Origin of the sequence: Yersinia sp. 2553 StPb PI (assembly GCF_052217105.1) — a bacterium.
Taxonomy (GTDB): Bacteria; Pseudomonadota; Gammaproteobacteria; order Enterobacterales; family Enterobacteriaceae; genus Yersinia; species Yersinia enterocolitica_E.
This window is the reverse complement of sequence record NZ_JAZGPX010000002.1, coordinates 1,074,060-1,098,678: the sequence shown is the minus strand read 5'-3', so window position 1 is coordinate 1,098,678 and position 24,619 is coordinate 1,074,060. Positions and strand designations below refer to the sequence as shown.

Here is a 24,619-nt window from a genome sequence, read left to right as displayed (position 1 = left end):
AGAGCGGACGTTATGGATCCATTAGGACACCATGTTAATGTGTTATGGCTGCCACGCATTTCTATTCCCACCCTAATTCTTTATAGGTCTCCCTATCCTGCTCAGGGAAATCAGTTTGATATTCCCCCCAATTACGAAACTCATAATATATTGTCATTGCTTCAAAGTGAGAATCTGAATCACACGTCCACACTAACCTGTAGCCCGGCTCCAGTAATTTACGAGCAGAATCGCCCCGCTGACCTGCAAGGCAAAACAAATCCAAATCTTCTTCATTTGTCCAAAGCTCGTGTATCATAATTTTGCTCTCAAACAAGCCTGTTTGACCGGCCCCTCATCAAATAACAATCGTGATTTAGTAACAATACATTTTAACATTAACTACTACACGAAGATTTTTCGGCAGCTATTAGCGAAATATAGTCATTCGCACCCTTGTGGTGTGAAAAACCATCTGGTAACAAGGTGGTATTAGTGGATCAATGGCCGGTAAACTTAGGCGTAGTCACTACACACCGCTAGTTGAAATAATAAAGGATGAGACTTTGAGACTTAATGATGTAATCACCGACTGTATCAAGCTTAAATTAAGTGGAACTGCAACGGATACTTTTATTCAATGCTACGGTGGCAATATACTGAGGAAAGAAAAACCAGTTTTAGCAATTGAGGTTTCGAGCAAAGAAAATTTGATTTGGATGATGAAAGGAGCAACAAATGCTCATATTTATATCAGCTCAAATACTTTTCATATAAATGCATTGTATGAGCCGACTGACCGTTTTCCTGCAGCTAGAATTTATTTCATGAAATCAGAAGATCTTTTTTGGGTTGGCCACATTGGTGCTTATATCGAGCAACACGGGATCAAGCTGGCGCCAGTGAATGACGCCAGCTTCTCGGAGCTCATTGATGATGCAGGGTATGCACAACGTTATAAGTTGTGGTACGAGAAAAGGAAAGCCGACTCTAGCTTATTTGATGGTTTACTCGTAGGACGTCTTCAAAATACTACCGTAGATCCGGGCATCTGGCTGTCTTCTGGAGGACGTTGCCTTGTTTGTGGTGAAAAAACCGATCGCATGGCGACCAGTACTGTTTGGGGAAAGTCCGGGATGATGATTGGTATGCAGTTGTGTTTGTCGCACGAAGCCGAATCTCAGAAGCAATCAATTCTTCTCAACTATCTCTCAAAGCATTTGGGTGGAATAGTTATGTTCTCGAATATGAGCCCACAGACTACTGAAGAAATGCTTGAGCAGACCTGTGAAATACTTAAAGTAAACTTCAAATGCACTATCGTGAAAGTTGAAGGGGAAACTGTAACCGCCCGAAGACAGTCCGGGATCACCGTAGTAATCAGACACCAATCTCCATCGAATTATGCCTATATAATTCTGGCCCCTGATGGAAAACAGTTGTCCAGGGTCGATTCTGCCGATCATCACAAAGTGCCTTACGGCCCGGATCATGTGCATTTTGATCTGCGTAAATCTACAAAAAATGTCGTCGAGGCAAGCTTTACATACGGAAATGTTGGTCTGGATATGAAACTACTTTTGAAGTTGATCCAAGAGGCTGAAGATAAATTATAAGGTATTCTGATGATGTTAGTAATGTCCACTTCTGGCACGATGCGAACTTGCCCACCAAGAGGTATAACATCTGCTCTGAGCGAGAAGCGGACCTTACAATCAGATCGAGTTAGCAGGGCGGCACATGGATAGCCAAGTGCCAAACTCAGCTTTCCCCATCCTGTTTAGTTTTAGCCGTCAGCTGGTATCTGTCTATCAGCGATGTTTTCGTTCATGTTCGATTAGCCATTCTTTGCGCGCGATGCCCCCGCCGTAACCGGTCATCGAACCATCCTTGCCGATGACTCTGTGGCAAGGAATAACTATAGCTATTCGGTTTGCTCCATTTGCGGCGGCCACCGCTCGTACTGCGTTAGGTTTTCCAATCTGCCCGGAAAGAGCTTGATAGTGTGACGTTTGTCCATAAGGAACAGCACTTAGCCCCTGCCAGACGGAGCGTTGAAAATCACTGCCAGGAGCATCGAGCGTGAGCTCAAACTGTTGTCGCGTTCCGGAAAAATATTCACTAATCTCTTTTTCCGCTTGTCGGGTATGGCTATTCTCCCCTGACATTATTCGAGCATTCAGCAAACGTTGGAGATCACGGAATTCCGTCTCCAGCATTCGGCGATCGGTAAACTCCAGCAGGCAAACTCCACGTTCCGTAGCACAGACGAACATTGGGCCTAGGGTCGTGGTAAATCGTTGAATTATAATTATCTGAGTCTGCTCTGTTGGAGCAACACCCGTAAGTCGCTTATAGGTATAAGCAAAACCACTCAATGATTCGTAGCCATTATCAAAAGCCACATCGGTGGCTGCGGACCCACCTTTTAGCTCCTGAAGTGCGATATTCACCCGCTGCATTCGTTGAAATGCCTGGAAGGTAATACCGTGGTTTTGTAGAAACCAGCGTCGTACCCGCTCGGGGCTGATATCGTGCTTACGTAGCGCAGTGTCGCTTATTCGTGTTTTAGGGTTAGCGCGCACGAGTTCAAGTGCTTTTTCGATAAAAAATGGAGCTGTGTGCGCATTTTCAGTGGGTCGGCACACTTTGCAGGGGCGAAAACCTGCATCTAGAGCAGATTTAAAATCTTTATAGAACTCGACATTCTCACGTTTTGGTTTCCTCGCCCGACATACCGAAATACAAAATACCCCCGTTGTTTTGACACCAACGAAAAACACCCCTGTATACTCCGAAGCGCGCTCAAGTAATGCCTGATACCAGACATTGCACTGGGCATTATCGAGAACTTTCATCAATGAAAACTCCTGCAAATGTTTGCTGCGACTGGATAAGTAGCATTAAATCTTTAAGTTTCGATTGAATGGCTGAATGAACGAAATTTCCCATAGAAATGCGACTTACACCCATTTTACCCAGCCTTTCGAACGTGGGAAGATCTGGCATACACATGACGTTTAATGGAATATTAAGCTCTTTGGAAAAGGTCTCAATATCTTTTTCTGACGTCAGACATGGGACAAAAAGCCCGTTTGCCCCCGATGCTTCATAAAGTCGGCCACGTAAAAGCGTTTCCTGTAAAGCATGTTCATGATTAAGCAGGTATGTATCAGTACGGATATTAAGAAATAGTTGATAACTCTCGTTGTTCAACGCATCGCAAATCTCTTTTAATTGACTGGAAAATGCAACTGCATCATCAAGTTGTCTGACACCGTTAACAACTCTGCTGTCCTCAAGATTTATACCAACAACTCCAAGCTGCGCGAGACGTTTAAGATTGGTCGTTATCTCATCAGTTGTGCCACCAAACCCCGCTTCTACATCAACACTTAATGGTAGGCTACTGACGGATTGGATACGTGTGACAATGTAGAGCAATTCATCAAAAGACATTGCTTCTCCATCTTCGTAACCTAACGTTGCGGCAATCGCTGCACTTGAAGTACCCATGGCCTGATAGCCCGACTGGTGCGCCATAATTGCACTAGCAGCATCCCAGACATTGGCGATGAGTAATGGTTTGTTTTGATGGTGAAGTTCCGTGAAGTTCATGATTATCTCCTTTAATAAAGTACAGGATGAATCTAGAACATCCGATGAAACACTCACAACCGAAAATTAGACGACCATTTTTTTAAACCGCTATAAGAACTGATCTGCTCGCTTTTGATTAACATAGCTGGTGCTAGAACGTCCGCACTTGGCACAGAGCAGCCGAAGCAACATCAGGGGACTGCTATGAGCGAGGAGCGGAAGTTGGCCTTACACCGCATTGATGTATAACTGTGTTTGTAAGTGCGCTGTAGTAGCGACTATCTACGCTTTTCAAGGCTGTCCATGAAAATCCCAGCGCGATGACCCCATTACGTCGTAGACGTGCTGATCCGTAAATGGTGGGAATAATGTACGTTTAGAAGCTTCCACTAAAGCATGACAATAACCTTCATCGCCGCTCTTTATGATGAAATTTTGTAGGGTACCATCAATTTTGAAATCGAGGTGTGCATCACATCTTTTACCACCCCAAGCATGGGGCTCAATGAGGGCTGCATCAAGTGCTTTTTTGATACCCAAGGCCTGGTAACCAAAAAGGTCTTTATCTGATACCTTCCCAGAACGGTTGTAGGTGCAAGAGTTAAGTGCGCTATTTTTATGACAATCCTTAGGAGTTAGTGGTGCGCATCCTGTAACAGTTGCCGCCAGTATCATCAACATCAATATTTTAGTCATGCCTAAATCCGTCCATGGTGATTTGCATTAAGTTGTGCTTGCAAATAGTAGTTTGGGTTATTATACCATTCAATCTAGTCCGTGACCTGCCCCCTAATTTTTAACGCAACGCGATGTTAGCGACGTCCATATGTACTCTTTCAAAACTGGTTACGTCAGCTTCTGGCACCAATGGGACGACCAGAGACGAAAGTCAGTACATTATGCCAGGAACTGGGGATAACCAGGCAAACGCTATACAGGCATATATTTCCTGATGGTCAGCTGCATTCTGACGGAATAAAACCTCTCAACCGGAGTTAGACCAGTTAATTAATTCTTTTTATTGAAGGTATTATATGATTATGAATGGTAAAAATGGTCATTTATATTATCGAACAAAAGGTAATGGTCCTCTTGTAGTACTATTACATGGCTTACTGATGGATGGAAATTCATGGCTCACTAATGGGTTGGTTGAGGCTCTCAGCCACAAATTTTGTGTCGCATATCCTGACATGTTAGGGCATGGAATGAGTGATAAGCCAGTTGAAATTGGTCTTTATGAGCAGGAAAAACAGGCATTAAATATAAAATTATTAATCAATGCATTAGGGTGCCAACAGGCTCATGTAATAGGCTATTCTTCGGGGGCTTGGCTGGCTGCAGGATTAGTAAAATACCATCCAAAAGCCCTGTCTTCACTGGTTATTGGGGGATGGGATGTTGAAAATGGCCTTCCTGAAGGCCCAAATGGAAAACTGGATTTTGATACATTTTTTGCGTACGCAAAAATTACTGCCCCTGAATTAACCGACTGGATAACACCAGCTACAGAACCAGCAGTACGTGCATATTTCAATGCAATCAGCTCGTACGATGGTTTTTATGATTCGGTACAGCTTACTCAGATCAACACTCCTAAATTATTTTGGGCTGGACTGGAAGATGTTTACTACCGACAACTAAATTACTGGACCGAAGCGAACAAATTTGCGTTCATTTCGGCAACGGGAGATCATGTAAGCGCAATACTCAAGCCTGAACCTGCCATCATCAGTGAAATTTGTAAATTTGTTACACAAGCGGAATATCAAACCTCAGTATAGTTTTAACCGCAGGAAAAATCTGAGATTCCGGCGTAAAACCCTGATCTGTGAAATACGCTCTAACGTTTTATTTTTGCTCATGGCTGCTTAAAGTCTTTGCTACGGCAGCTTCGAGCGAGGTGCGGAAGTTAGAACTGAAAAATACATTCCTGGTATCAGCGGATCGAATGTTTCAGAATAGAACGTGGAGATTTAGTCAATCCAGGCTGGGTGAAATTTTTATTTCAGTGATAATCAAAACCCGGACAGCGTTGTCACACAGGAGCAATACGGGCAGTATGGATGCGATCTGAAACAATAATAAATAAGGGATTTTAATGTTCCGAAAATCGACTCTGATAACTTTACCCCTGCTGATGACGTCTATCTTCCTGCTGACAGGGTGCCCCCCTGCACCGGATCTAACACAGTGGCAACGTCCTGATACGGATATCGACGGCGTGCGCGTCGCGATGGGTAAATGCGGCGTGCAACTCCCCGGCTCCGATATTCCCAAAACGGATAATGAGTCAGTTCTGTATTACCAATGCATGGAGAATATGGGGTTTACCCGTAAAGACGGATTCAAAATTTGCAGCGTTCGTGTTTACCATGATACACCAGCCTGCCTCAAGCAAGAGCAGGGGTATCCCTTGAGTCAGAGTCAGCTAGAAGCGCTGCCTTTTGTTGCAGACAGAGGGTTTCATCCGATTAAGCCGGATTCCGGCGTGAGCAAGTTTTCCTTGATTACCTGGCGTAAAGTGGGAGCCTCGCTGCATTTTTCTCATGAAGTTGAAAACGACAAGCAAGCACTGGCGGTGATGTATCAATGCGGTTATCCGCAACCGTTGGGTTCGACGCCTTACGTGCCGACGCTGCGCAAAGCCGCTAATATTCAACGATGCATGCTGGATAAAGGTTTCGAGCCGAAAAACAAACTCAATCTAGTATGTCGCAATTACCCGCAGGTCACTGACTGCTCAAAACATCACTCCTCCCCCTGAACTAGCCCTGAAGAAGCTGTATAGGCACTGTCGTTATCTCCCCCATATATGATCTCTGAGGAAGTTTTTTTGGCCGATGATGGGATTTTCCACGACGACATATTCATAATCAAACCTCCTCCAATGATTATGTTGGTCTCTCGAGAGCGAGGATCAGACATAATTGATCTGCCCCAATCCAGATAAGGGTACCGTTATTTTCTCTTAGGTTCCCAGACACATGTGATGCCGCAAACCTTTTCGATGAACGCACAAAGAGCTGCCGCACCTTCTTCAATCGTGTTGTAAGGCTCCGAACCGTAAATTTCGTTTTTCCCGTTGAACCAACTACGATGTTCTGGCCGTATATCAACTGAAGTGAAGCGTTTCAGACAATCTGGACTGGTACGAATCCGAAAACCACCATTTTTGTCGCGCTGAAGCATATGTACACCAGTGGTATTGTTACCTTTAGTGTTAGCAAGATTGACCATTTTCGATTCCTATTTGTATTAAGATGATTCTGAGGATAAACACACCACTAATCGTTGTATTTGCTCAACAGGGACCCGAATTTAACGATATTTAGATAATTTTTATAACCCATCGAGTCGAGAGTTACCAGATAACAGGTTGGTGAATTTTAGCAAAACCAGCACCGCTATAACGAATTACATCACGTGGCCACCAGTTGGGTATATATCCCCGCCATTGGTCGGGTTCGTATGCTGTTGAGTAGGTAATAGCTCCCGTCGTAGTCACTCGGAGATATGAGGGTGTTTTCAGTAATTGACTGTTTTGACGGGCGCTAAATAAAAAAGGCCACCAAATTGGTAGCCTTAAAATTATTCTGTAGTGATCGGGATGTTCTCTGGCTATATCAGTTTTAATCTATAGATATTAATAACGAGCTAATTATATAAAACACATTTATAAATAATCTATTTTAATTCAATTAATTGAACTTATATATTCATTGACGGGAACGATCCCTTCGGTAAAATGAAATCAACATAACTTTCCCTGGTGTTGGCCGAATTGGCATCCCTTACCAAATAAGATAGAGGTAAGGGCTTTTTTTTTGCGCCTAATAATCATATTGGATTGGTCGATGAAATATAATGCAGTGATAGCTAACTACCACGGGTAGGACGACTGAGCCACAATCATCAAAAAGCAACTGTCACGGCAAGTTATAATTTACACTAGCAACATAAACAATTAGTAAATATCGCTCATTTTTATTGAGCTCCTCGCCCCCCCCCAAAAAAAATGAATAAAAAAATCACCGAAGTGAGCCTTAAAAATTGTCGTGAATTGATCGCTTAGCGTTGCATAAAACTAGTGACTAAAATTAAATCTATTACACTATAAAAGCACTCGGTGTAGCCCTGACTATAGCAGTTTCAATTAGCTAAACGTGACAGAGCTCGCAAGCACTCTTATCCGAAAGTTATAACCCTTTCGATGTTAAACGTGCCACGTGCTCGACAAATAGTTGAACAGGGTTGGTACTGCTGGTAACAACCCCCGCAGTTTGATTGATAGCATCCAGGTGATCCATTGAATAATCAGAGCGGATAACTTTGCCGAGATGCATACTATAGCGCCCAACCAACCCATCATTCTGTAAACGTTCTTTTGTGAACAGAAATGAGAGGGCAACCATTGAAATATGCAGCGGATCAAAATTATTGAGTCCCTGCTCAATCGGGTTGTAATTAATCACCCCACCCCAAGAATAATAATAAACGCCATTCTCATATTCTTTACCTTCGCCTCCCCAATTGCTTGGCAAACCCTGCGGATATTTGGCATTGAATTTAGCGACGCCTTCGCTGGTGAGCGAGTTAAGCGCTGCGACACTGTCTTGTGGCAGGGAGGGACGACCAGTCATAATGGAAAGGAATGAGCCAAAAACGTTCATCACTGCGCCCGCAATCGCTTCTGGAAGGGAGCCTGGTTTCATCGCCAAACGGACCAGATCGGCAATTTCCGAGCCAAAGTTTGCCCCATTAACGGAGGTAACAGACGCAACCAGTTCGGGATGAATGGCGGCGACGTAGCGGCAGGCCAAAGGGCCTTGGCTGTGACCAATCAGGTTGACCTTGTGGGCTCCGGTTAATTGGGTGACTTGTTTTACAAAACTGAGTAATTGTTCACCACGAGCTTCATTACTGTTTTCTGCCGATATAGAGGCAGTGAATACAGTAGCTCCGGCTTTTTCCAGTGCTTGCTGAATACCGAAAAAGTAAGGATAGATTCCAGCAATCTTATCGAAACCACTGAAACCGTGAACGAGAATAATGGGATATTTTAATGAATTAGACATGATGAATACCTTTTAGGATTATTTGTCCATGTGGTCGAAATAAATAGTAAATCAAGGTGATGACTCCAATCCGTCATTACTGTTGTGTGGCGAGTAATACAAAGAATGCGTAATGGTGACGCTGTTGAACATTAATAGGACATGTGCTTTTCAATGAAGGTATCCGCCCATTCCACAAACCAAAAAGCCCTGACTTATGTCGGGGCTTATCATTTTTGAAGTCGGTTACGGTTCCGGCGTCAACACCTAACGATGTGCTGACCACATACCTTTAAATGTACTTCTGTGGTGGCGGGGAATTCGCCGATGTCGTTTCACTGGTGTTCCACTTGTATCCCCACATATCGGTGCCGGTTTTCTCCACATTCGGCTGGATACTGTTTCACAACGATTGGATTAACCAATCCAGTACCCATGCGAATGTAGAAATGAAAAAAAGGCCAAAATTAAATAGCACCATAATCATTTCATTATTAACTAGTATACGTTCATCAATGATCCATGTATTTATTTTGACACTCATTAAATATTTCAAGTATATGGACGTGAGCATATAAAAACTCACCTGCAAATTTGGAGAAATCATTATGTTTAAAATTATAAAGTTTGGAGCGGTGGCGTTGTTGTTTACAATAGCAATCCCTACGTTTGCTTGTGTCTCTATGGGTGTTAGTCACACGTGTAATAAAGATTGTAATTCTTGGTCAGAGCCTTGGTACGCACTTTGTATATATGGTGGAGAACAACATCGATAGCTAATAAAAAGCCCCTGAGCAATTAACTCAAGGGCTGGAAAGTTGCCTGTTTTTCCCAACCGTTACTTCACATCAGTAAGGTACACTTAGCTTCTTTTGGAAAGTCGATAGTGTGGATCTGCCCAGCGCTCATGCGAATGAGCCCTCCAGTAATTACAGCTCCCACCAATAATTCAACGGCATTGCTGAGAGATACTATCCGTCCCGCGAGGGCATATCTCTGAAGAACTTGGGTACGGCATTGGTATCCAACTCCAAGAACAAGCAGACAATGGTAAACACAAAATAACAGCAATTAACATTCTCATAAATCACATCCCTATCATTTGTTAAGGGAATATATCAAAATATTAATAACCCATTTTTAAACGAACAATGATTTACTTAAAATAAAAAGCCCCGGCGATTAACCGAGGCTTTGAGTTTGGTGCTGTGATAGCTGACCCTGTAACCGTACCAATGATAATGCAATCCTTGCACCAAGGTAACTATCACAGCACTATATAATATACAGTGCAATTATAAACAAACATTAAACATGACCAGTTTTATAGTGGGCATGACTCACAAAACAGCCCCCCTATAACTATTAACTCAAGGGCTGGAATAGTTGCCAATATCTCATAGATATGATTACCAACAGAGAGGCGCACCGGGCAATTTTCCGTAGGGGTCTACGCATCAATTTATAAGCACGCCATCAGCAAGGTTACTTTTCAGATAATTCAGTCTACTAATGCAAACTCCAGAAAAGACAAAACCCCGCACAAAGGCGAGGTTTATTTGACTGAATAAGCGCTACTTCATAACCAACTCTTATCATACTAATACACTTTTTGCGGCCGCACCAACACTTTCATCATAAATTTCTGACTTCATTGTTGCAGGGTCCATTTCTAGGCAAACGTCTATCATCGACAAGCAACCATCAACAAATCCTTCGGCCATCTGCATGCTCACCCTGACGGCTCTTTCATCCCGTTTCTGCTGCCGAGCAATGGCCCGTTTTGACTGATTCAACACATAATGCCGTATAATCAGTTCGTACTCATCAGGTCGATATTGATTTAGTCAGGCAACCCGCTAACTGGAAAGGAATTATCTCTCGGCCAAATTGCCCGGCGAGACGCCATATCCCAAGCCATTGAAGCCAATAACTTCATTGAACAAAATTACACGCCTGTCGCGCTACTAGAAAAGCTCAAAGGCACGCAGGAGTACACACTTTCAGCATGGCTAAAACGGTATGACGTCATTTATAAACGTCGGGAACTGGCGGAAAACACATATAAAGTTCGCAAGGGACAAATAGCTATGATCAGCGAAATGATGGGTAACAAGGTGTTAGCTAAAATCAGTACGCGCCATATTGCCGAGTTTTTAGAGTTTTGGGTGGCACAGGACAAAAAAACTATGGCCGCTACTATGCATTCAGTGTTGTCTGATATTTTCCGAGAGGCGATTGTCGAGGGCCATATAGAGAATAATCCGGTGGCACCGACACGCTCAGCTAAATCTGTGGTGAAACGTGAGCGCCTGGAACTGGATCAGTATCTCGCTATTCGTGAGGTCGCTGACACATTACCGGCGTGGTTTGGGCTATCAATGGATCTGGCGCTAGTCACTGGCCAACGACGTGAGGATTTATCTCTGATGCGCTTTGACCAGATTGTTGATGGCAGATTACAGATAGACCAAGGCAAAACCGGTGCCAAAATATCCCTACTCTTAGACCTTGAACTGAAAGCTGTCGGTCTGCGGCTAGGTACAGTAATTGATCGATGTAGGTTAGCCAGTAATACAGATTTTATGATAAGTGCAGGCATCAGAAAAAATAGCCCTGATGGATCACTACATCCAGATAGCCTGACAAAGAAATTCGTAATGGCGAGAAAAGGAACAAATCTTCGTTTTGATGAGAGTCCGCCAACTTTTCATGAGATCAGAAGCCTAGCCGGACGATTGTATGAAAAGGAAAAAGGCAAGGAATTTGCGATGAAATTGCTGGGGCATAAATCGGAGAAAATGACGAATAAGTATCCCGATACGAGGGGGAAAGAATACGTGATGCTATAAAAGACCGAATATCAGATTTCGATAAAATTTCGATAAATTTCGATAATCCTAAAAATTCACCTTTAAAATCAACAAGATAAAAAAAGACCGAATACGATTCCTAAAGGTGAGAATTCTTAATTTTATCAATATAAAACAATAAGATAACCAGAATTATGACCTTTAGCCTACGTTTAACACCGTCTTTAAAAGATCAACATGATCATATAATTATCAGCTATTTCGAAAATTCTCGGGAAAATTTCGAGCGTTAAAATGAGGAAAACATGACTTCAACACTGTTTATAGTCTGCCTAATACTGACAGCCGTAATGATCACCATCCACCCTGCTCTCTGCGTTCCGTTTGTTATCGCTGCTTACCTGTTGGCAGGTAAAGGAAACATGCACATGGACAGTAACGCGAGTATCATTTTAGGTATTATCGGATTTATTCTGTTATTAGTTCTGTTCGTCATTGTGAATGACGCCCTCAAATAATTATTGATGCTGTAATATGGATTAATAGTTACTTAGTCTGGTCGTCAACTAAGAGCGAACAGCGGACGTTGGCCTTTCATATATGTACGATTTACTCGCTGGCCTGCTCTGACGTATATATCATAGATTCAGGGATTCATTAGTATGATCGGAGATTGCATATGTTGATATATAACGTTTTTGGGCGGCATATTGGCGTTCAACGTAAGAATGAACGATGGCTGGTATTTCGTGCTGACCTGACGGAGAGAAAGTTTTCTCGACTCTATGACATCGCTATACCAGACGATATGACGGAAGGCGAGATTGCCGGCTGGCTGGGTGACATTTTCCATGAAGCCGCAACCGAGCGTCATCCAAATGTGGAACGCATTGAATAAGGATTTGATGGATAGCATTACATTGAGTCCGTTCCTGGCACACAGCAGACAAGCACGTGGCGCTGAAGGTCCGCCGTGAGCGAGGTGCAGACCTACCGACCCTGCATGAAGGGTGCCATAGGATCATGAAGAGAAGAACTACAAGGCATCTTGAGTTCAGTTGACCAGATATCAAATCGGTTAACCTGTAATGGTCAACTAAAACCGGACACGGATTTAGGCACATTGTTGTAATCGGCGTTCATATTCATTCGGCGATATATTGCCCAGCCGGTAATGCCGACGCTTCAGATTATAAAAACTGTCGATATAATCGATAACGTCCGCAATGCCCTGACTTCGGGTTTCATAGCGACGGTAGTTAACTCTCTCTGCTTTCAGGCTGCGGAAGAACCTCTCCGTAACGGCATTATCCAAACAGTTACCCTTGCGGCTCATACTGCCCGTCACATCAAGTTCCTGCTGGCAGGACTGGAACTGGGCGCTAGTATACTGAGCACCTTGATCGCTATGGAATACGACTGGGCCTGTTGGCCGTCGTTTATTAACCGCCAGTCGTAATGCCCGGATAGTCAGGGCGCTGTCCGGTTTGTCCGAGAAGGCCCAACTCACTATTTTTCTTGAACATAAGTCCATGACAATAGCCAGATATAACCAGCCCTGAGCGGTACGAAGATAGGTGATATCACCTGACCACCAGGTATTTAATGTCTCTGGATTAAACTGTCGATTCAACAGATTAGCCGCCACTACAGCCGGTTTACCACCACGTGGATAGCGATGACGTCCGGGACGCTTCGCAACCAGCATCAGGGTCTTCATTATCTGACGGACACGGTATCGGCCAACGTTAAAACCCTGTTCACGCAGCTCAATACACATGCGCCGACTGCCATACGTCGCATCCATTTCAGCATGAACATGCTTAGCCGCCGCATGAAGCATCAGAACATTTGCTCTGAGGGCTGGCCGCCGGCTTCGGGCGTAAAATACACTGCGCGTGAGCGACAGGCATCGACATACTTGCTGGATGTTTGCCCCGGCCTTCTTCAGCTTCACCGCGACTTTTTGTCGTTGTTCATTTCCATGGCGAAGAAGGCTGAAGCCTTTTTTAACAGGTCATTGTCGCTTTGCAACTGACGTACCTGCTTTTCAAGTTCCTGTATTCGTCGTTGTTCAGACGTGATCGCGGTGGCGATGGGAGTATCTCCCCTCACTTCTCCGCGATATTGGCGTAACCAGCGTTGTAATGTTGAAAGGCCTATATTCATCGTTTCAGCAGCCTGGGTCACCGGGTACTTATGCTGCAGAACCAAATTGACACATTCCTGCTTGAACTCATGGGTAAACGTTTTTCTTCGCATTTTCACCTCGTTAGCGTTGCTCATTATATCTCTAACAAAGTGTCCGAAATGATTAGACCATTACAACCATCATATCCGAATGATGCCCCTCTGTAGGTCCAAAAGCTACGTAGTCTGAATGTCCAGCTATATGGCTAGAACGAGGGATTTTATCTTTTCAGCCTTTTCAAAGTGATCCAGCTTCATCTCCATAATCCACCAATGCGCAACCTCCATGAGTAGTTCCGGATCCTCATTTTTATTAGCAAAAAAAGCATAGAAAGATAGACCTACGTTACCGCCCTTGGCCGCGATTTTAGCCTCACACGTCCTGATGATTTTTTCCTTCATTTCTGCACGCACATTCTTTCCCTTTTTGTTCGTTCACTGCCCGTATGAAAAAGCCCACTCCTGGGTGGGCTGGACCAGATTATTTTCGTACAGACAGTGACTTGCGTCATGCAATCAATCTAACATACCAGAGGGGCAGTACTCGCCTTCCCATCCCACTATCTTAGCGTTTGAATCCAGATCTTTTACCGATACGCTATCTCCGGAAAATTCCGAGCCAGTAACGACGATATCGTAATCATGATTTGGCTGAGGAATGAATCTCTCGGAGGTAGACTGTACTGTATTTTGATAGTACCCAGCCTGGGTCCAATAATGAATTACCGTCACCAGTTGCCCCGGCTTGATAGTAAATTCATTTATGAAAATGCCCTTGTTATTAGATGACTCTGGCATTCCGATTTTTTTATTTCCTGTGACAGGAATACCGATAATAGCCAAACCAGCAGTAATCCGGCGTTCTAGAACTTTTTTATAACAACCACTTGCCTGTTTTTCGTAAAATTGAAGAGCTGTATTGCCATCAGATGCAGCACGAATCCGGGCTGCATCTGAACCTTTATAGTCTTCCAACGAAGGCCTAAACCCCGCCGTACATCCACTCAACAACGTTACCATTATTCCCGTAATGGCCAGTTTTCCATACATGAGCATCACCTTGCGTTTTTGTTGATCCCACTTTTATCGACTCAGACGGGGAAAACTTTAAACGAATATTAAGCCAGTCATTTACCACTTCATCCCGTTATAGTGTTCCAACCACTCATATTTAGCATAAAATCAGTTCATCGTACCGACTCTGTACCGCTTTACTGTCAGCGCCAATGTTTATAAGGTCCGCTCCTGGCACAGAGCAGACAAAAAGCAAGGTCATAAGGTTCGCTATGAGCGAGTAGCGGAAGTTCGCTCTTAGGTAACCTAATCCTTATGTCGGAAGTCTTCTAGAAGCGTATGAAACGATTATTTGGGATACTTACATAACCACATCCGCGATGCTCGACTGGTGAGGGAATATGCTCCCACTCCCTGTGCTATGCCTGGGCACAGAACGCGATCCAGTATTACGAAAAACAGGAACTGAGTCAGAATGAAGCGCTGGCATTAATACCAGCGGGTCTGGATAATGAGGATGGACGCGGGCGATACATTGAGCAGATTCATGGAAATGCTGAGTAAATATCTGACTAAAACAAGAGCTTTTAATCATTCCTACATGTGAAATTTTTCACAAATAACTTAATGTAGTAGTAGAACAATGAAAAAACGAGGTAGTGAACACGTGACTATTCCGCTTCGTCGCATTTGAGTTTAAAATCACTAAATTCAGCAAAAACATAGGACTACTTGTTATGAAAATCTCATATTTAAAATCATCACCATCTTTGATTGAAGTTTTGAAAAGTAACTATGAAGCTTTCATAATTCAAAATTATAAATTAAATCATTTTGGTTTGTTTCATGACGAGGAAACTATTTATGCTGTAATAAAGGATTGCGAAGGATGTAATTTAACATTAAATGAAATACAAGAAAATTATAACTATAATTTTAAAACCATAGGTGTTCCAGGACCAATCTTCACGGATGAAATAAAAGATGATTTCATAAGGATAGATCTAAGAAATACCTACGAAAAAGTAAATTTATTTGGACAGCCGTTTAATCCTTCCGATTTCAATAATAATATAAGTATAGCTATACCACCTGAATTCCATCCTTTTCATGTGGACATGAAGTGGTCCAACAACACCTTTACTTTTACCTTTAATAAAAACCTAACTCAAAATGAAACTGATGAAATTATTTTAATATGCGAAAGTTTGGGTTTCTATGGATACAATTATATTATTAAAACAGATCATGAACTACCTGATTACAAACATCAAAAAAATAAAATGAACACACAGGTAAATCTTACACTGGTTGCAGGTCGATACCTTAAAAATAATCAACCTAAAGAAATTTTAGAAAAATATGAAGAAGATCAAGATTTCTGGGTTGAGAAAAGAGTAAATGTATTTTCAGATATAAATTTCACCAGAGATGAATGCCTTAGCGATTCATTTAAAAACAGTCAAAATAGATGTTTTGTAGATGCTAGCGTTTTCCCTCGAAATAATATAAGAGAATATATTTCACTATATGATACTGTGATCATTGCAATTCCATTAATAGATACATCTAATACTAATAATTTTCATGATATTTTTAAAATCAACAGAATTGAACTATTAGAGTTAGTTAGACGTGGACGTATAAAATTCGTCGCATTCCAAAATCTCCAACGCTATGATTCAACATTCTTGGCGGATGTTCTATCTGTTGATCCAGAATGTGTTTTATTTTCCAGAAGATTAGCTGCCGCCTCATTATTAGGAATTCGAGAGAAAACAGGATTTTTTGGATTTTCTTTTGATAGTAACACTCAATATAAGATATTAAAAGAATGTTACAACTCAAAAAGTAATTCACTAAAAATATTAGCAGAATCCTTATCTAAAAATATAGCATTTCTTGAGCATGGAATAAACCAAAGGGGGGCTCTGGGTGTTAGTCAATTTTGTGGGGCGGGTTTTGCGGCACAAATATATAAATCACGTGGTCGTGATTATGATATTGAGTTAACGTCAAGTGCAATGTCACTTGAGTTTTCAATGGGATTAGGAGCACATCACTTCCCCTTTGAACACGTAGATTATTCTGAGGTAAATGCCTGTAAAATACTTAATGGAATATATAGTGGAGTTAAGCAATCACAAAATGAACTCCGAGAAGTTGAGATAAATACTTTACTGTCAAACATCCTTACAATTAATAACGACATGAATGTTCTTGAGTTAGATGATATTTTAAGTAAATACAACAGGCGCATGATTCCAGGAATATTAAAAGAATATGCCAATCTGACACCAGAAGAATTAAGTTTTAAAATATATTCTTTAAATAAAGATATAAAAGCAATTGAGCAAAGGAAGAAAAATTTATCTGTGTTAGACTTATCTGGCTTAGCCCCAGTCGTTGTAGGGGCTGTTATGGAGTACAAAGGTCTCTCAGGGGCTGGTTATATCGCATTCCTTCCCTGGTTTTTTAAATTATTAAAAGCCACCTGTAATAATTCAGATATATTTAACAATAAAATCCTTAGTGATTTAGAATCACTAACTTTAAATGCTCCAAGAAACACAGTATTGGTTCATAAAATCAGAAAAAACTTATCCAAATAGTATGTATTTAATACATTACTGCATGTATGCGACAAGCCCATACTCGCGTATGGGCCATAGTGATGTATGTTTAGCACAACACCGTTAAATCAACCAGTTCAAAATGAGACTGCTTCACCCGAACTTCTTCCAGTATGGCAGTCACTTATCTCATAAGTTTTCCAATTTCAATATCGCCGATGTCACACAGACCACATCAACTCTGAACAGGAAGGGATGCTGCGGAGGTACATTTCAGGTAATCTGTTCATAGTGATCCACCATACACATGGTGATCTTTAGTTTTGCTTCACATTGAAAACGCAAATAAAAATACGATATTTCGCCCCCCCCCTAAAAACCTTAATGATATATAAGCTTCTTCATATCAATATCATAAACACTCTTTTGTGCCTCCCCCAGGCGTTGTTGAATAAATCGAACTTTTGGCCGTAGTTAGGATCAGATCACCACACTCCTGATCCTGCAGCGATATCACGTGGCAAAACAAAAGTTCAAAATCACCAACTGGGCCACCTACAACAAGGCGCTTGTCAATCGGGGCTCACTGACATTCTGGCTTGATGAGTCGGCCATTCAGGCATGGTATGACGAGCCCAACACGTCTTTACGCGGTCGTCCGCAACGTTATTCTGAGCTGGCCATTTCAACCGTTCTGATGCTCAAACGCGTTTTTCGCCTCACACTTCGCGCTGCGCAGGGATTCATTGACTCCATCTTTACCCTAATGAAGCTCCCGCTCCGTTGCCCGGATTATTCCTGCGTCAGCAGGCGGGCTAAATCCGTCAGCATCCCTTTCAAAAACCCAACACGCGGTGAAATTGCCCATCTGGTTATCGATTCCACCGGCTTAAAAGTCTTCGGTGAGGGTGAGTGGAAGGTGAAAAAACACGGCCAGGAAAAGCGCCGCGTCTGGCGGAAACTGCACCTGGCGGTGGATGCTGATACGCATGAGATTATCTGCGCTGACCTGTCCCTAAACAACGTGACTGATGCAGAGGCATTCCCGGGGCTTATCCGTCAGACGCACAGGAAAATCAGGGCTGCCTGTGCCGACGGGGCTTATGACACAAAGCGGTGCCACGACGAGTTGCGGCGCAAGAAAATTAAGGCGCTTATCCCGCCGCGAACGCGCGCCGGCTACTGGCCGGTGGAGTATGCCGACAGAAATCAGGCGGTGGCGAGGCAACGGCTTACTGGGAGCAATGCGTACTGGAAATGGCACACGGCTTATAACCGGCGTTCAGTGGCCGAAACGGCGATGTACCGCGTAAAACAGCTGTTTGGTGGGCATCTTACGTTGAGGGATTACGATGCGCAGGTTGGAGAAACTATGGCCATGATCCGTGCCTTAAACAAAATGACGCGTGCAGGGATGCCAGAAAGTGTGCGGATTGCCTGAGGAAGTCAGTGACGAGAGGCGCTTTTATCTAAATCCGAATTATTCAACAAAGCCGATCCACTGATGAAACCCGTTCATTTAGTTCCTATGAGCGTGAAAGATGCGGTAAGTGGTAAATATGAAATGCGTGATGTGGTGATGCCCGGTGTTGGGCTCTATCGCATACAGGCAGACCGCTCTGGTAACTATGCCGGTGCACAGGAACCCGAATTTGGCCCTGACCTCACACAAGTTTTTAACGGAGTAGAAATTACTTTCCCTCAGTGGTGCAAATACACCCTGAGCAAACTCATGCCTAACGGCACTATCGTGGAGTTCAGTGCGAAGGAATATTGGCTGGAGAACTATGCGACCGCTGGCCGCGATACCCAAGCACCCAATGCCATGTGGAAAAAGCGGCCTTATGGGCAATTAGCCAAGTGCGCCGAAGCGCAGGCACTGCGTAAAGGTTGGCCGGAAATTGGTCAGCAGCCAACAGCAGAGGAAATGGAAGGTAAAAGTCTTGATGTGAATGAAGGTAAAGAACACAGCCAAGGCAGCCAGCAACCAAGCCAGCCGCAGGCACTACCAGAATACAGCGCGGAACAATTTCAACGCGCACTTGCTGACTGGACAACACTGATCAACAAGGGCAAGAAAACCGCCGCGCAAATCATCAACACCATCGAAAGCAAATACACCCTCACCTCGGCACAAATCAAAACTATCGAACATCTGGAGGCAGAAGATACAAATCATTAATGTCCAGCAAGGCACGCCAGAATGGCACGCCTTACGCAGTCGCCATTTCACTGCCAGCGAAGCCCCAGTAATGATGGCAGCCTCCAGTAAAATGCGCCGCGATGAATTGCTGAATATGAAGGCCACCGGCTCGGAACGGGAAATCAGCGATTGGGTACAAACCAACTTGTTCGATAAAGGCCACGCGCAAGAAGCCACAGCGCGGGTCATCGTAGAATCCATGATCTGTACCGAATTATTCCCAGCAACCGCCATCGATGATGATGGCTATTTGTTGGCTTCCTTTGATGGCATGACCATGATGGAAGATGTGTTGTTTGAACACAAAATGTGGAATGCCACACTGGCGCTGGCGGTGAAAAATAAAGACTTGCCGCCAGAGTATTACTGGCAGTTAGAACAGCAGCTTTTAGTGAGTGAGTCCGAAAAGGTCATTTTTGTGGTATCAAATGGCACTGAGGATAACTTTGTGTGGATGGAGTATTTACCGGTACCTGGTCGCCGTGAAGTTTTGATGGCGGGTTGGCAGCAATTTGAACAGGATTTGAACGGTTACACAGCCCCTGAGATAAAAGACATACCGCAAGGTAAAGCCTTAATGCGCCTCCCTGCCCTATTGGTGGAGATAGAGGGCGCGGTAAAAGAATCAAACCTGACTGTTTACCAGAATCAAGCGTTGGCCTTTATTCAATCCATCAACACTAATCTGGTGACCGATCAGGACTTCGCTGACGCAGAAGAAACCGTTAAGTTCTGTGAAAAAGCAGAGAAAGAGCTGGATCTGATTAAGCAGCAGGCACTGTCTAAGACTGAGCAGATTGATCTACTTTTCCGCACCATTGATACCTTGCGCGATGAAATGCGAAACAAACGGCTAGACCTGTCAAAACTCGTTAAGTTGCGCAAAGAAGCTATTCGCCTTGAAATACTGAATAAGGTAAACCCGCTCTTGCTGAGCACATTGCCGGTATCAATAAACAGTTGGCTATTGTCACTCTACCTACTATCCCGGCTGATTTTGCCACTGCTATCAAAGGCAAGAAAACCCTCACCTCTTTGCAGAGTGCAGCCAACGATGAACTGGCCCGCGCCAAGATAGCTGCTAACCAATTAGGTGAGAAATATCAGTCTAACTTAGTGCTATTTGCTGATATTGAACCGGCTTATAAAAATCTGTTCGCTGACATCAACCAAATAATTGCCCTTGAGCACGAACATCTGGCGCTGATGATTGATCAACGCATTACCAGGCAAAAACAAATTGAGGAACAGCACAGACAGCAGGAAGCATTGCGGCTTGATGAATTGAAAAAACAACAACAGTCAGTGCCAGTGGCCACTACAGAAACAGTCGCCGCAAGTACGGATACAACAGTCCATCAGTCGTTACACCCTGCGGGATCGCTTAACTTTCCTAAGCAACTGGGCGGATCGGTAAATACGCAACTAACAGACAAGCCAGCTAATTGGATTGCCCAAATTGATGCTGATTTAGTAGCGGCAGGAATTGAGCTTACTACTGAAACAGTTAACCGCCTGTACAACGCGGTAAAAGCTGGCCGGATCCGCTATTTCTCTATCACGCAATAACCTTTCATAACCTGCCACGGCAGGCATTCCACAGGTAACCCATCATGACCACACAGGCCACAACTGCCAGTGTGCTGGAGTCATCCCTGCGTCCAGTTCGGGCGCAGTTAGACCTTGCCATCGAGCAGACTACCGGCACCGCACAGCGCTCTATAGAGAGCGCGACTGTTTTACTCAACCAAGCACAGTCCCTATGTATTGAACAACTCAACATCGAGACTGACGAGTACAACCTTTTATTCGACCGTTTAGAAAAAACTGAAAACGACCTAACCACGAAATCCTTGGCGTTAACACAAGTGCAGGAACGCATAGAAAATGCAGACCTGTTAGTCGCTGAAGCTAATGCGCAGCGAGACAGTATTTCAGCCAAATACAATCTTTCACTTTCAGGCCAACGCGTGTTGGCTACTGAGGTGAATCGGTTGAAGTCACTGAATCCTGAAAAAATGAAAATCCAGATCGTTCGCCTCAAAGATGATTTGGAGAGCAAGCGCACGCTGTTAAACCAGCAACTAACAGAGATCCGGCGATACAAAAAAGAGGTGGCAGAAAAAACCAGCAAACTGGCTGTCATGGTCAATGTTAATGACCAATTGAATAATGCCGTTTCTGACCTCACCAACCGGATCCAGCGTATGGATGGTGACGTCGAGCCAACCTACTATCGTGGCAATGATGGTATTGAGTTTTACTTTTATACCTTCCAGTGGGGACTGAAACTGCGCTCAGGTGATTACGATATGCAGCTCATTAACGATATTGACTGGCATATTGAAATTCGCTCCACCAGCGGCATTGGCCTGATCGTCTCGGTCAATGAGTGGGCATTACCCGTCTATCCCATGGTTGAGGATTTCAAACAGAACTGGCCGGATGGCCTGACCCCAGCGGTTACCCAGCGTTCACGCCGTCAAAGGCTTCGGGATAGCAACTGCCCGCCAGGTACACGCTCAATGCACCAGAATCGTAAAAGAGTGGGAATTAGAGCAGAAACAGAAGGAAGCCGCATGATGGATGAGGAACTGAACCAGAGTACCGGCAGCTACTTTAAAGAAGATGACCGGGGGGACTATACCGCTCGTATCATCTGGCTAATGCGCTGTCGCGCTGAAATCCGCAGCGGTAACCCCTACCAGCCAATACCGAAGCCGATTTATCCCAATGATGAGCGATGGCCCGGCTTATCTCAGGTGAATACGGTCGATATAGGTATTCGTAAGCGCTACTCACTGGAAGTTTTGCTGGCTATCTATCAGTTTCACCGCGCTGGCCACAATGAAAACTTGATTGCCAGCAGCACCGGTATCCCGGTGACCACTATCCGCAAAATGTTGGAACATAAAACTCAGAATCAGCGCAAAGCATGGCAATTGGCCTACCAGCTTCGCATTCCCTCCAAAAGAGACATTATCAACCGGTTAACTCGGGAGGTTTAACCATATCCGACCGTAGCATTCGATAGCAGTATCACTAAAACATAGCCCCTTACCACCCCAGACCAAACGACCATAATAGGGCGTAACATCTTTGCGCCCTTTCCTACTGAGGAAAGACCAATGACCAAACTACTGACATTAGAAGAATGGGCGGAAGAAACCTACCGCAGCAAGCAACCAACCCCCCAGACACTCCAGCGCTGGGCGCGAGGCGGCAATATTTACCCTGCCCCTGAAAAACATGGGCGGGAATATCGTGTACAGCCAGGTGCTATTTATATTCAACCTAAAAGCTATCGCTTAGCTAAAAAAATAATAAAAGCATCACCCGATGTTAACTCACCATTAATAGAGAGAATTAATCATGGCATCAAGGCCGCAAAGATATGATGCCAATTTACCTCGGAACCTTACCTATCGCCGCTCGCGCAAATCATTTTACTGGCGTAACCCTATTACTGGGGAGGAAATAACCCTCGGGCAAATTGCCCGTAGAGATGCCATATCTCAGGCTATTCAGGCCAATAATTATATTGAATCCAATTTTCAGCCAGTTGCCCTGCTTGAACGATTACAAGCCCCTACCCCAACTCCTGCGGCTAAAGCTGAAGTTAATACCGTAGCAAGTTGGCTAAAGCGCTATTCAGAGCTATTAAAGCGTAGAGAACTGGCTGAGAACACCATGAAAATGAGAGTCCTGCAAATCGGATATATTAACCAAGAATTTGGAGATAAACCGATCGAGGCTATTACCACCAAGCATATCGCTGATTTTATTAATGCCTATGTCGATAATGGTAAAAGTTCGATGGCGGTAAATCTACGTTCTGTTTTATCTGATGTTTTTCGCGAAGCAATAGCTGATGGTTTAATTAGCACCAACCCAGTGGAAGCAACACGCACGCCGTCACCAAAAGTTAAGCGGGAACGGCTCGACTATGCTGCCTTTTGCAAGATTTACGAGGCAGCCGGCCAACAGCAGAACTGGGTTCAACTCAGCCTAGCATTGGCGCTAATTACCGGCCAACGCCGTGACGATGTGCGGCAATTAAAAAGAAGCGATGTGCATGATGGCAAGCTTTGGATAGTCCAAAGTAAAACTAAAATGCAGATAGCTATATCACTATCACTTCGGTTGGAAATAATGAATACCTCCGTCGGTGACGTTGTAGAAAAGTGCCTGAATAACAATAAGAGCGAATATCTCATTTGCTCGTCCAGTAGAAAATCAGGCCGGGAGCCCGGTGCATTAAATGCGGACTCACTCACCAAAGCATTTGTTAAAGCATTGAAAGCAACGGATCTGGTTTATGACATATCCCCTCCCAGCTTTCACGAGATCCGCAGCCTGGCATCGAGACTTTATGAAGCTGAGTACGGTAAGGAATTTGCACAGAAATTGCTCGGTCACAAATCGATGAAAATGACGAATGTATACCTGGATTCGCGTAAAAATGAGTGGGTAGAAATTTAGGCCGAGTATAGGATTTCGGGGAAATTTCGGGGGATTTCGGGAGAGAGGAAAAAACATCAACAAAATCAACACATTAAAAAGAGACCGAATACGATTCCTATATTCGGTCTAGGGAAATGGCTCTTGGGAGAGAGCCGTGCGCTAAAAGTTGGCATTAACGTAGGCTTATTCAGCCGTACTCCTTAAGCGTAGTCGAGTACATGTGTTTCGCCAACTTGGCAATAGAACTAATTAATTACGGTTGTAAACTAATCTGAATGGCGAAAACTCAAACCTATTACTAGTAATAGTAATCATTTGAAAAATACGGGTTAATATTGGTGAGTCTCACAATTTCAGGTTTAATTTTGACACAATGACATTGCACGCTGCTGGAAAGGCGCCAAGCTCATCTTCTGCCCAGGGTTGTTACTGTCATCTAACAACAAAATATCTAACGGCTTCGCTAATACAAGGCCAGATTTCATCTGCTCGGTAGCAATATCATTGAGGGGATATTGCGCTAACGTACTCGGGTTAATCACAAATAAAGCATTACCTGGGCGGCATTCCAGCATCACTTCTTCTCGGGTAAATGCCCATTGCTTACCAAATTCAAATTTACTGACCGTCACTATCTTTCCAGCAGCAATAGCGTTAATTGATAGCATCAGCAACGATAACGTCAGCACAAAACCTTTCATCTTAATTATCCTCAATTAATTGATT

At 43.8% G+C, this 24,619-nt stretch carries 22 protein-coding genes and 3 pseudogenes; 14 read left to right on the top strand and 11 right to left on the bottom strand.

Features of this window, described 5'->3' with window-relative positions:
- Positions 1-545: 545 nt before the first annotated feature.
- Positions 546-1,595: a hypothetical protein gene (locus V2A84_RS06295; protein ID WP_442848658.1), complete on the top strand. Its 1,050-nt coding sequence runs from the start codon at positions 546-548 to the stop codon at positions 1,593-1,595.
- 195 nt (positions 1,596-1,790) lie between these two features.
- Here the strand turns inward: V2A84_RS06295 and V2A84_RS06290 are convergent, their stop codons facing one another.
- The 3 genes from V2A84_RS06290 to V2A84_RS06280 form a co-directional block, all read right to left on the bottom strand.
- The gene (locus tag V2A84_RS06290) at positions 1,791-2,837 is read right to left on the bottom strand and encodes a bifunctional transcriptional activator/DNA repair enzyme AdaA (protein WP_083158635.1); all 1,047 of its coding nucleotides are present in this window, start codon (positions 2,835-2,837) and stop codon (positions 1,791-1,793) included.
- Positions 2,821-3,597: an isocitrate lyase/PEP mutase family protein gene (locus tag V2A84_RS06285; protein ID WP_083158634.1), complete on the bottom strand. Its 777-nt coding sequence runs from the start codon at positions 3,595-3,597 to the stop codon at positions 2,821-2,823. Before V2A84_RS06285 ends, V2A84_RS06290 begins: the two co-directional genes overlap by 17 nt.
- Before the next feature lie 273 nt (positions 3,598-3,870).
- A complete protein-coding gene (locus V2A84_RS06280; RefSeq protein ID WP_083158633.1) occupies positions 3,871-4,275 on the bottom strand; it encodes a cell envelope integrity TolA C-terminal domain-containing protein in 405 nt (134 codons plus the stop codon).
- Between the two features lie 344 nt (positions 4,276-4,619).
- Between V2A84_RS06280 and V2A84_RS06275 the strand changes: the two genes are divergently transcribed.
- Complete coding sequence (locus tag V2A84_RS06275; protein WP_442847787.1) at positions 4,620-5,363, top strand: alpha/beta fold hydrolase; 744 nt, start codon at positions 4,620-4,622, stop codon at positions 5,361-5,363.
- Positions 5,364-5,680: 317 nt separating this feature from the next.
- On the top strand, positions 5,681-6,346 hold the full coding sequence (locus V2A84_RS06270) for a hypothetical protein (protein WP_083158631.1): 666 nt from the start codon (positions 5,681-5,683) through the stop codon (positions 6,344-6,346).
- Positions 6,347-6,540: 194 nt separating this feature from the next.
- On the opposite strand, the gene V2A84_RS06265 is transcribed toward V2A84_RS06270, so the two are convergent.
- The 3 genes and pseudogenes from V2A84_RS06265 to V2A84_RS06255 all read right to left on the bottom strand — a co-directional run.
- Positions 6,541-6,819: a hypothetical protein gene (locus V2A84_RS06265; RefSeq protein ID WP_083158630.1), complete on the bottom strand. Its 279-nt coding sequence runs from the start codon at positions 6,817-6,819 to the stop codon at positions 6,541-6,543.
- 959 nt (positions 6,820-7,778) lie between these two features.
- Positions 7,779-8,657 (bottom strand): lipase family alpha/beta hydrolase, encoded by an 879-nt coding sequence (locus V2A84_RS06260; RefSeq protein ID WP_083158629.1) that lies wholly within the window; start codon positions 8,655-8,657, stop codon positions 7,779-7,781.
- Between the two features lie 1,574 nt (positions 8,658-10,231).
- A pseudogene (locus V2A84_RS06255) lies at positions 10,232-10,483 on the bottom strand (antiterminator Q family protein); the annotation flags it as partial.
- Positions 10,484-10,489: 6 nt separating this feature from the next.
- Between V2A84_RS06255 and V2A84_RS06250 the strand changes: the two are divergent.
- The 3 genes and pseudogenes from V2A84_RS06250 to V2A84_RS06240 all read left to right on the top strand — a co-directional run.
- Positions 10,490-11,488: pseudogene (locus V2A84_RS06250) on the top strand (tyrosine-type recombinase/integrase); the annotation flags it as partial.
- Between the two features lie 266 nt (positions 11,489-11,754).
- Entirely contained in the window at positions 11,755-11,967 is a 213-nt protein-coding gene (locus V2A84_RS06245; protein ID WP_145594010.1) for a hypothetical protein, read from the top strand.
- A 161-nt stretch (positions 11,968-12,128) separates the two neighbouring features.
- On the top strand, positions 12,129-12,347 hold the full coding sequence (locus V2A84_RS06240) for a DUF7661 family protein (RefSeq protein WP_005182474.1): 219 nt from the start codon (positions 12,129-12,131) through the stop codon (positions 12,345-12,347).
- A gap of 216 nt (positions 12,348-12,563) precedes the next feature.
- On the opposite strand, the gene V2A84_RS06235 is transcribed toward V2A84_RS06240, so the two are convergent.
- From V2A84_RS06235 to V2A84_RS06220, 4 genes are all read right to left on the bottom strand, one after another.
- Positions 12,564-13,406 (bottom strand): IS3 family transposase, encoded by an 843-nt coding sequence (locus tag V2A84_RS06235; protein ID WP_442848611.1) that lies wholly within the window; start codon positions 13,404-13,406, stop codon positions 12,564-12,566.
- Positions 13,403-13,735: a transposase gene (locus V2A84_RS06230; RefSeq protein WP_442848610.1), complete on the bottom strand. Its 333-nt coding sequence runs from the start codon at positions 13,733-13,735 to the stop codon at positions 13,403-13,405. Before V2A84_RS06230 ends, V2A84_RS06235 begins: the two co-directional genes overlap by 4 nt.
- 102 nt (positions 13,736-13,837) lie before the next feature.
- Complete coding sequence (locus V2A84_RS06225; protein WP_050126877.1) at positions 13,838-14,053, bottom strand: DUF6500 family protein; 216 nt, start codon at positions 14,051-14,053, stop codon at positions 13,838-13,840.
- A 102-nt stretch (positions 14,054-14,155) separates the two neighbouring features.
- Positions 14,156-14,689 (bottom strand): hypothetical protein, encoded by a 534-nt coding sequence (locus V2A84_RS06220; protein WP_019082153.1) that lies wholly within the window; start codon positions 14,687-14,689, stop codon positions 14,156-14,158.
- 701 nt (positions 14,690-15,390) lie between these two features.
- Between V2A84_RS06220 and V2A84_RS06215 the strand changes: the two genes are divergently transcribed.
- The 8 genes and pseudogenes from V2A84_RS06215 to V2A84_RS06180 all read left to right on the top strand — a co-directional run bounded on the left by V2A84_RS06215 (position 15,391) and on the right by V2A84_RS06180 (position 23,911).
- Positions 15,391-17,265: a hypothetical protein gene (locus V2A84_RS06215; RefSeq protein WP_442848657.1), complete on the top strand. Its 1,875-nt coding sequence runs from the start codon at positions 15,391-15,393 to the stop codon at positions 17,263-17,265.
- Positions 17,266-17,743: 478 nt separating this feature from the next.
- Entirely contained in the window at positions 17,744-18,667 is a 924-nt protein-coding gene (locus V2A84_RS06210) for an IS5 family transposase (protein ID WP_226717630.1), read from the top strand.
- 54 nt (positions 18,668-18,721) lie between these two features.
- A pseudogene (bet, locus tag V2A84_RS06205) lies at positions 18,722-19,408 on the top strand (phage recombination protein Bet); the annotation flags it as partial.
- 70 nt (positions 19,409-19,478) lie between these two features.
- Positions 19,479-20,507 (top strand): hypothetical protein, encoded by a 1,029-nt coding sequence (locus tag V2A84_RS06200; RefSeq protein WP_442848656.1) that lies wholly within the window; start codon positions 19,479-19,481, stop codon positions 20,505-20,507.
- Positions 20,465-20,998, top strand: a complete 534-nt coding sequence (locus V2A84_RS06195) for a hypothetical protein (protein WP_442848655.1) — start codon at positions 20,465-20,467, stop codon at positions 20,996-20,998. Before V2A84_RS06200 ends, V2A84_RS06195 begins: the two co-directional genes overlap by 43 nt.
- A 44-nt stretch (positions 20,999-21,042) precedes the next feature.
- Entirely contained in the window at positions 21,043-22,437 is a 1,395-nt protein-coding gene (locus tag V2A84_RS06190; RefSeq protein ID WP_227746529.1) for a hypothetical protein, read from the top strand.
- 120 nt (positions 22,438-22,557) lie between these two features.
- A complete protein-coding gene (locus V2A84_RS06185) occupies positions 22,558-22,827 on the top strand; it encodes an excisionase (protein WP_049603910.1) in 270 nt (89 codons plus the stop codon).
- Positions 22,802-23,911 (top strand): tyrosine-type recombinase/integrase, encoded by a 1,110-nt coding sequence (locus V2A84_RS06180; protein ID WP_193784647.1) that lies wholly within the window; start codon positions 22,802-22,804, stop codon positions 23,909-23,911. The genes V2A84_RS06185 and V2A84_RS06180 overlap by 26 nt, the downstream gene beginning before the upstream one ends.
- A 341-nt stretch (positions 23,912-24,252) precedes the next feature.
- On the opposite strand, the gene V2A84_RS06175 is transcribed toward V2A84_RS06180, so the two are convergent.
- Complete coding sequence (locus V2A84_RS06175) at positions 24,253-24,594, bottom strand: YebY family protein (RefSeq protein WP_193784646.1); 342 nt, start codon at positions 24,592-24,594, stop codon at positions 24,253-24,255.
- Between the last annotated feature and the right edge of the window lie 25 nt (positions 24,595-24,619).

Excerpts from the sequence above, each read along its gene's own strand:
- V2A84_RS06290 (WP_083158635.1), bottom strand. The coding sequence starts at position 2,837 with ATGAAAGTTCTCGATAATGCCCAGTGCAATGTCTGGTATCAGGCATTA.
- V2A84_RS06285 (WP_083158634.1), bottom strand. The coding sequence starts at position 3,597 with ATGAACTTCACGGAACTTCACCATCAAAACAAACCATTACTCATCGCC.
- V2A84_RS06280 (WP_083158633.1), bottom strand. The coding sequence starts at position 4,275 with ATGACTAAAATATTGATGTTGATGATACTGGCGGCAACTGTTACAGGA.
- V2A84_RS06275 (WP_442847787.1), top strand. The coding sequence starts at position 4,620 with ATGAATGGTAAAAATGGTCATTTATATTATCGAACAAAAGGTAATGGT.
- V2A84_RS06270 (WP_083158631.1), top strand. The coding sequence starts at position 5,681 with ATGTTCCGAAAATCGACTCTGATAACTTTACCCCTGCTGATGACGTCT.
- V2A84_RS06265 (WP_083158630.1), bottom strand. The coding sequence starts at position 6,819 with ATGGTCAATCTTGCTAACACTAAAGGTAACAATACCACTGGTGTACAT.
- V2A84_RS06260 (WP_083158629.1), bottom strand. The coding sequence starts at position 8,657 with ATGTCTAATTCATTAAAATATCCCATTATTCTCGTTCACGGTTTCAGT.
- V2A84_RS06245 (WP_145594010.1), top strand. The coding sequence starts at position 11,755 with ATGACTTCAACACTGTTTATAGTCTGCCTAATACTGACAGCCGTAATG.
- V2A84_RS06240 (WP_005182474.1), top strand. The coding sequence starts at position 12,129 with ATGTTGATATATAACGTTTTTGGGCGGCATATTGGCGTTCAACGTAAG.
- V2A84_RS06230 (WP_442848610.1), bottom strand. The coding sequence starts at position 13,735 with ATGAGCAACGCTAACGAGGTGAAAATGCGAAGAAAAACGTTTACCCAT.
- V2A84_RS06220 (WP_019082153.1), bottom strand. The coding sequence starts at position 14,689 with ATGTATGGAAAACTGGCCATTACGGGAATAATGGTAACGTTGTTGAGT.
- V2A84_RS06215 (WP_442848657.1), top strand. The coding sequence starts at position 15,391 with ATGAAAATCTCATATTTAAAATCATCACCATCTTTGATTGAAGTTTTG.
- V2A84_RS06200 (WP_442848656.1), top strand. The coding sequence starts at position 19,479 with ATGATGGCAGCCTCCAGTAAAATGCGCCGCGATGAATTGCTGAATATG.
- V2A84_RS06190 (WP_227746529.1), top strand. The coding sequence starts at position 21,043 with ATGACCACACAGGCCACAACTGCCAGTGTGCTGGAGTCATCCCTGCGT.
- V2A84_RS06185 (WP_049603910.1), top strand. The coding sequence starts at position 22,558 with ATGACCAAACTACTGACATTAGAAGAATGGGCGGAAGAAACCTACCGC.
- V2A84_RS06180 (WP_193784647.1), top strand. The coding sequence starts at position 22,802 with ATGGCATCAAGGCCGCAAAGATATGATGCCAATTTACCTCGGAACCTT.
- V2A84_RS06175 (WP_193784646.1), bottom strand. The coding sequence starts at position 24,594 with ATGAAAGGTTTTGTGCTGACGTTATCGTTGCTGATGCTATCAATTAAC.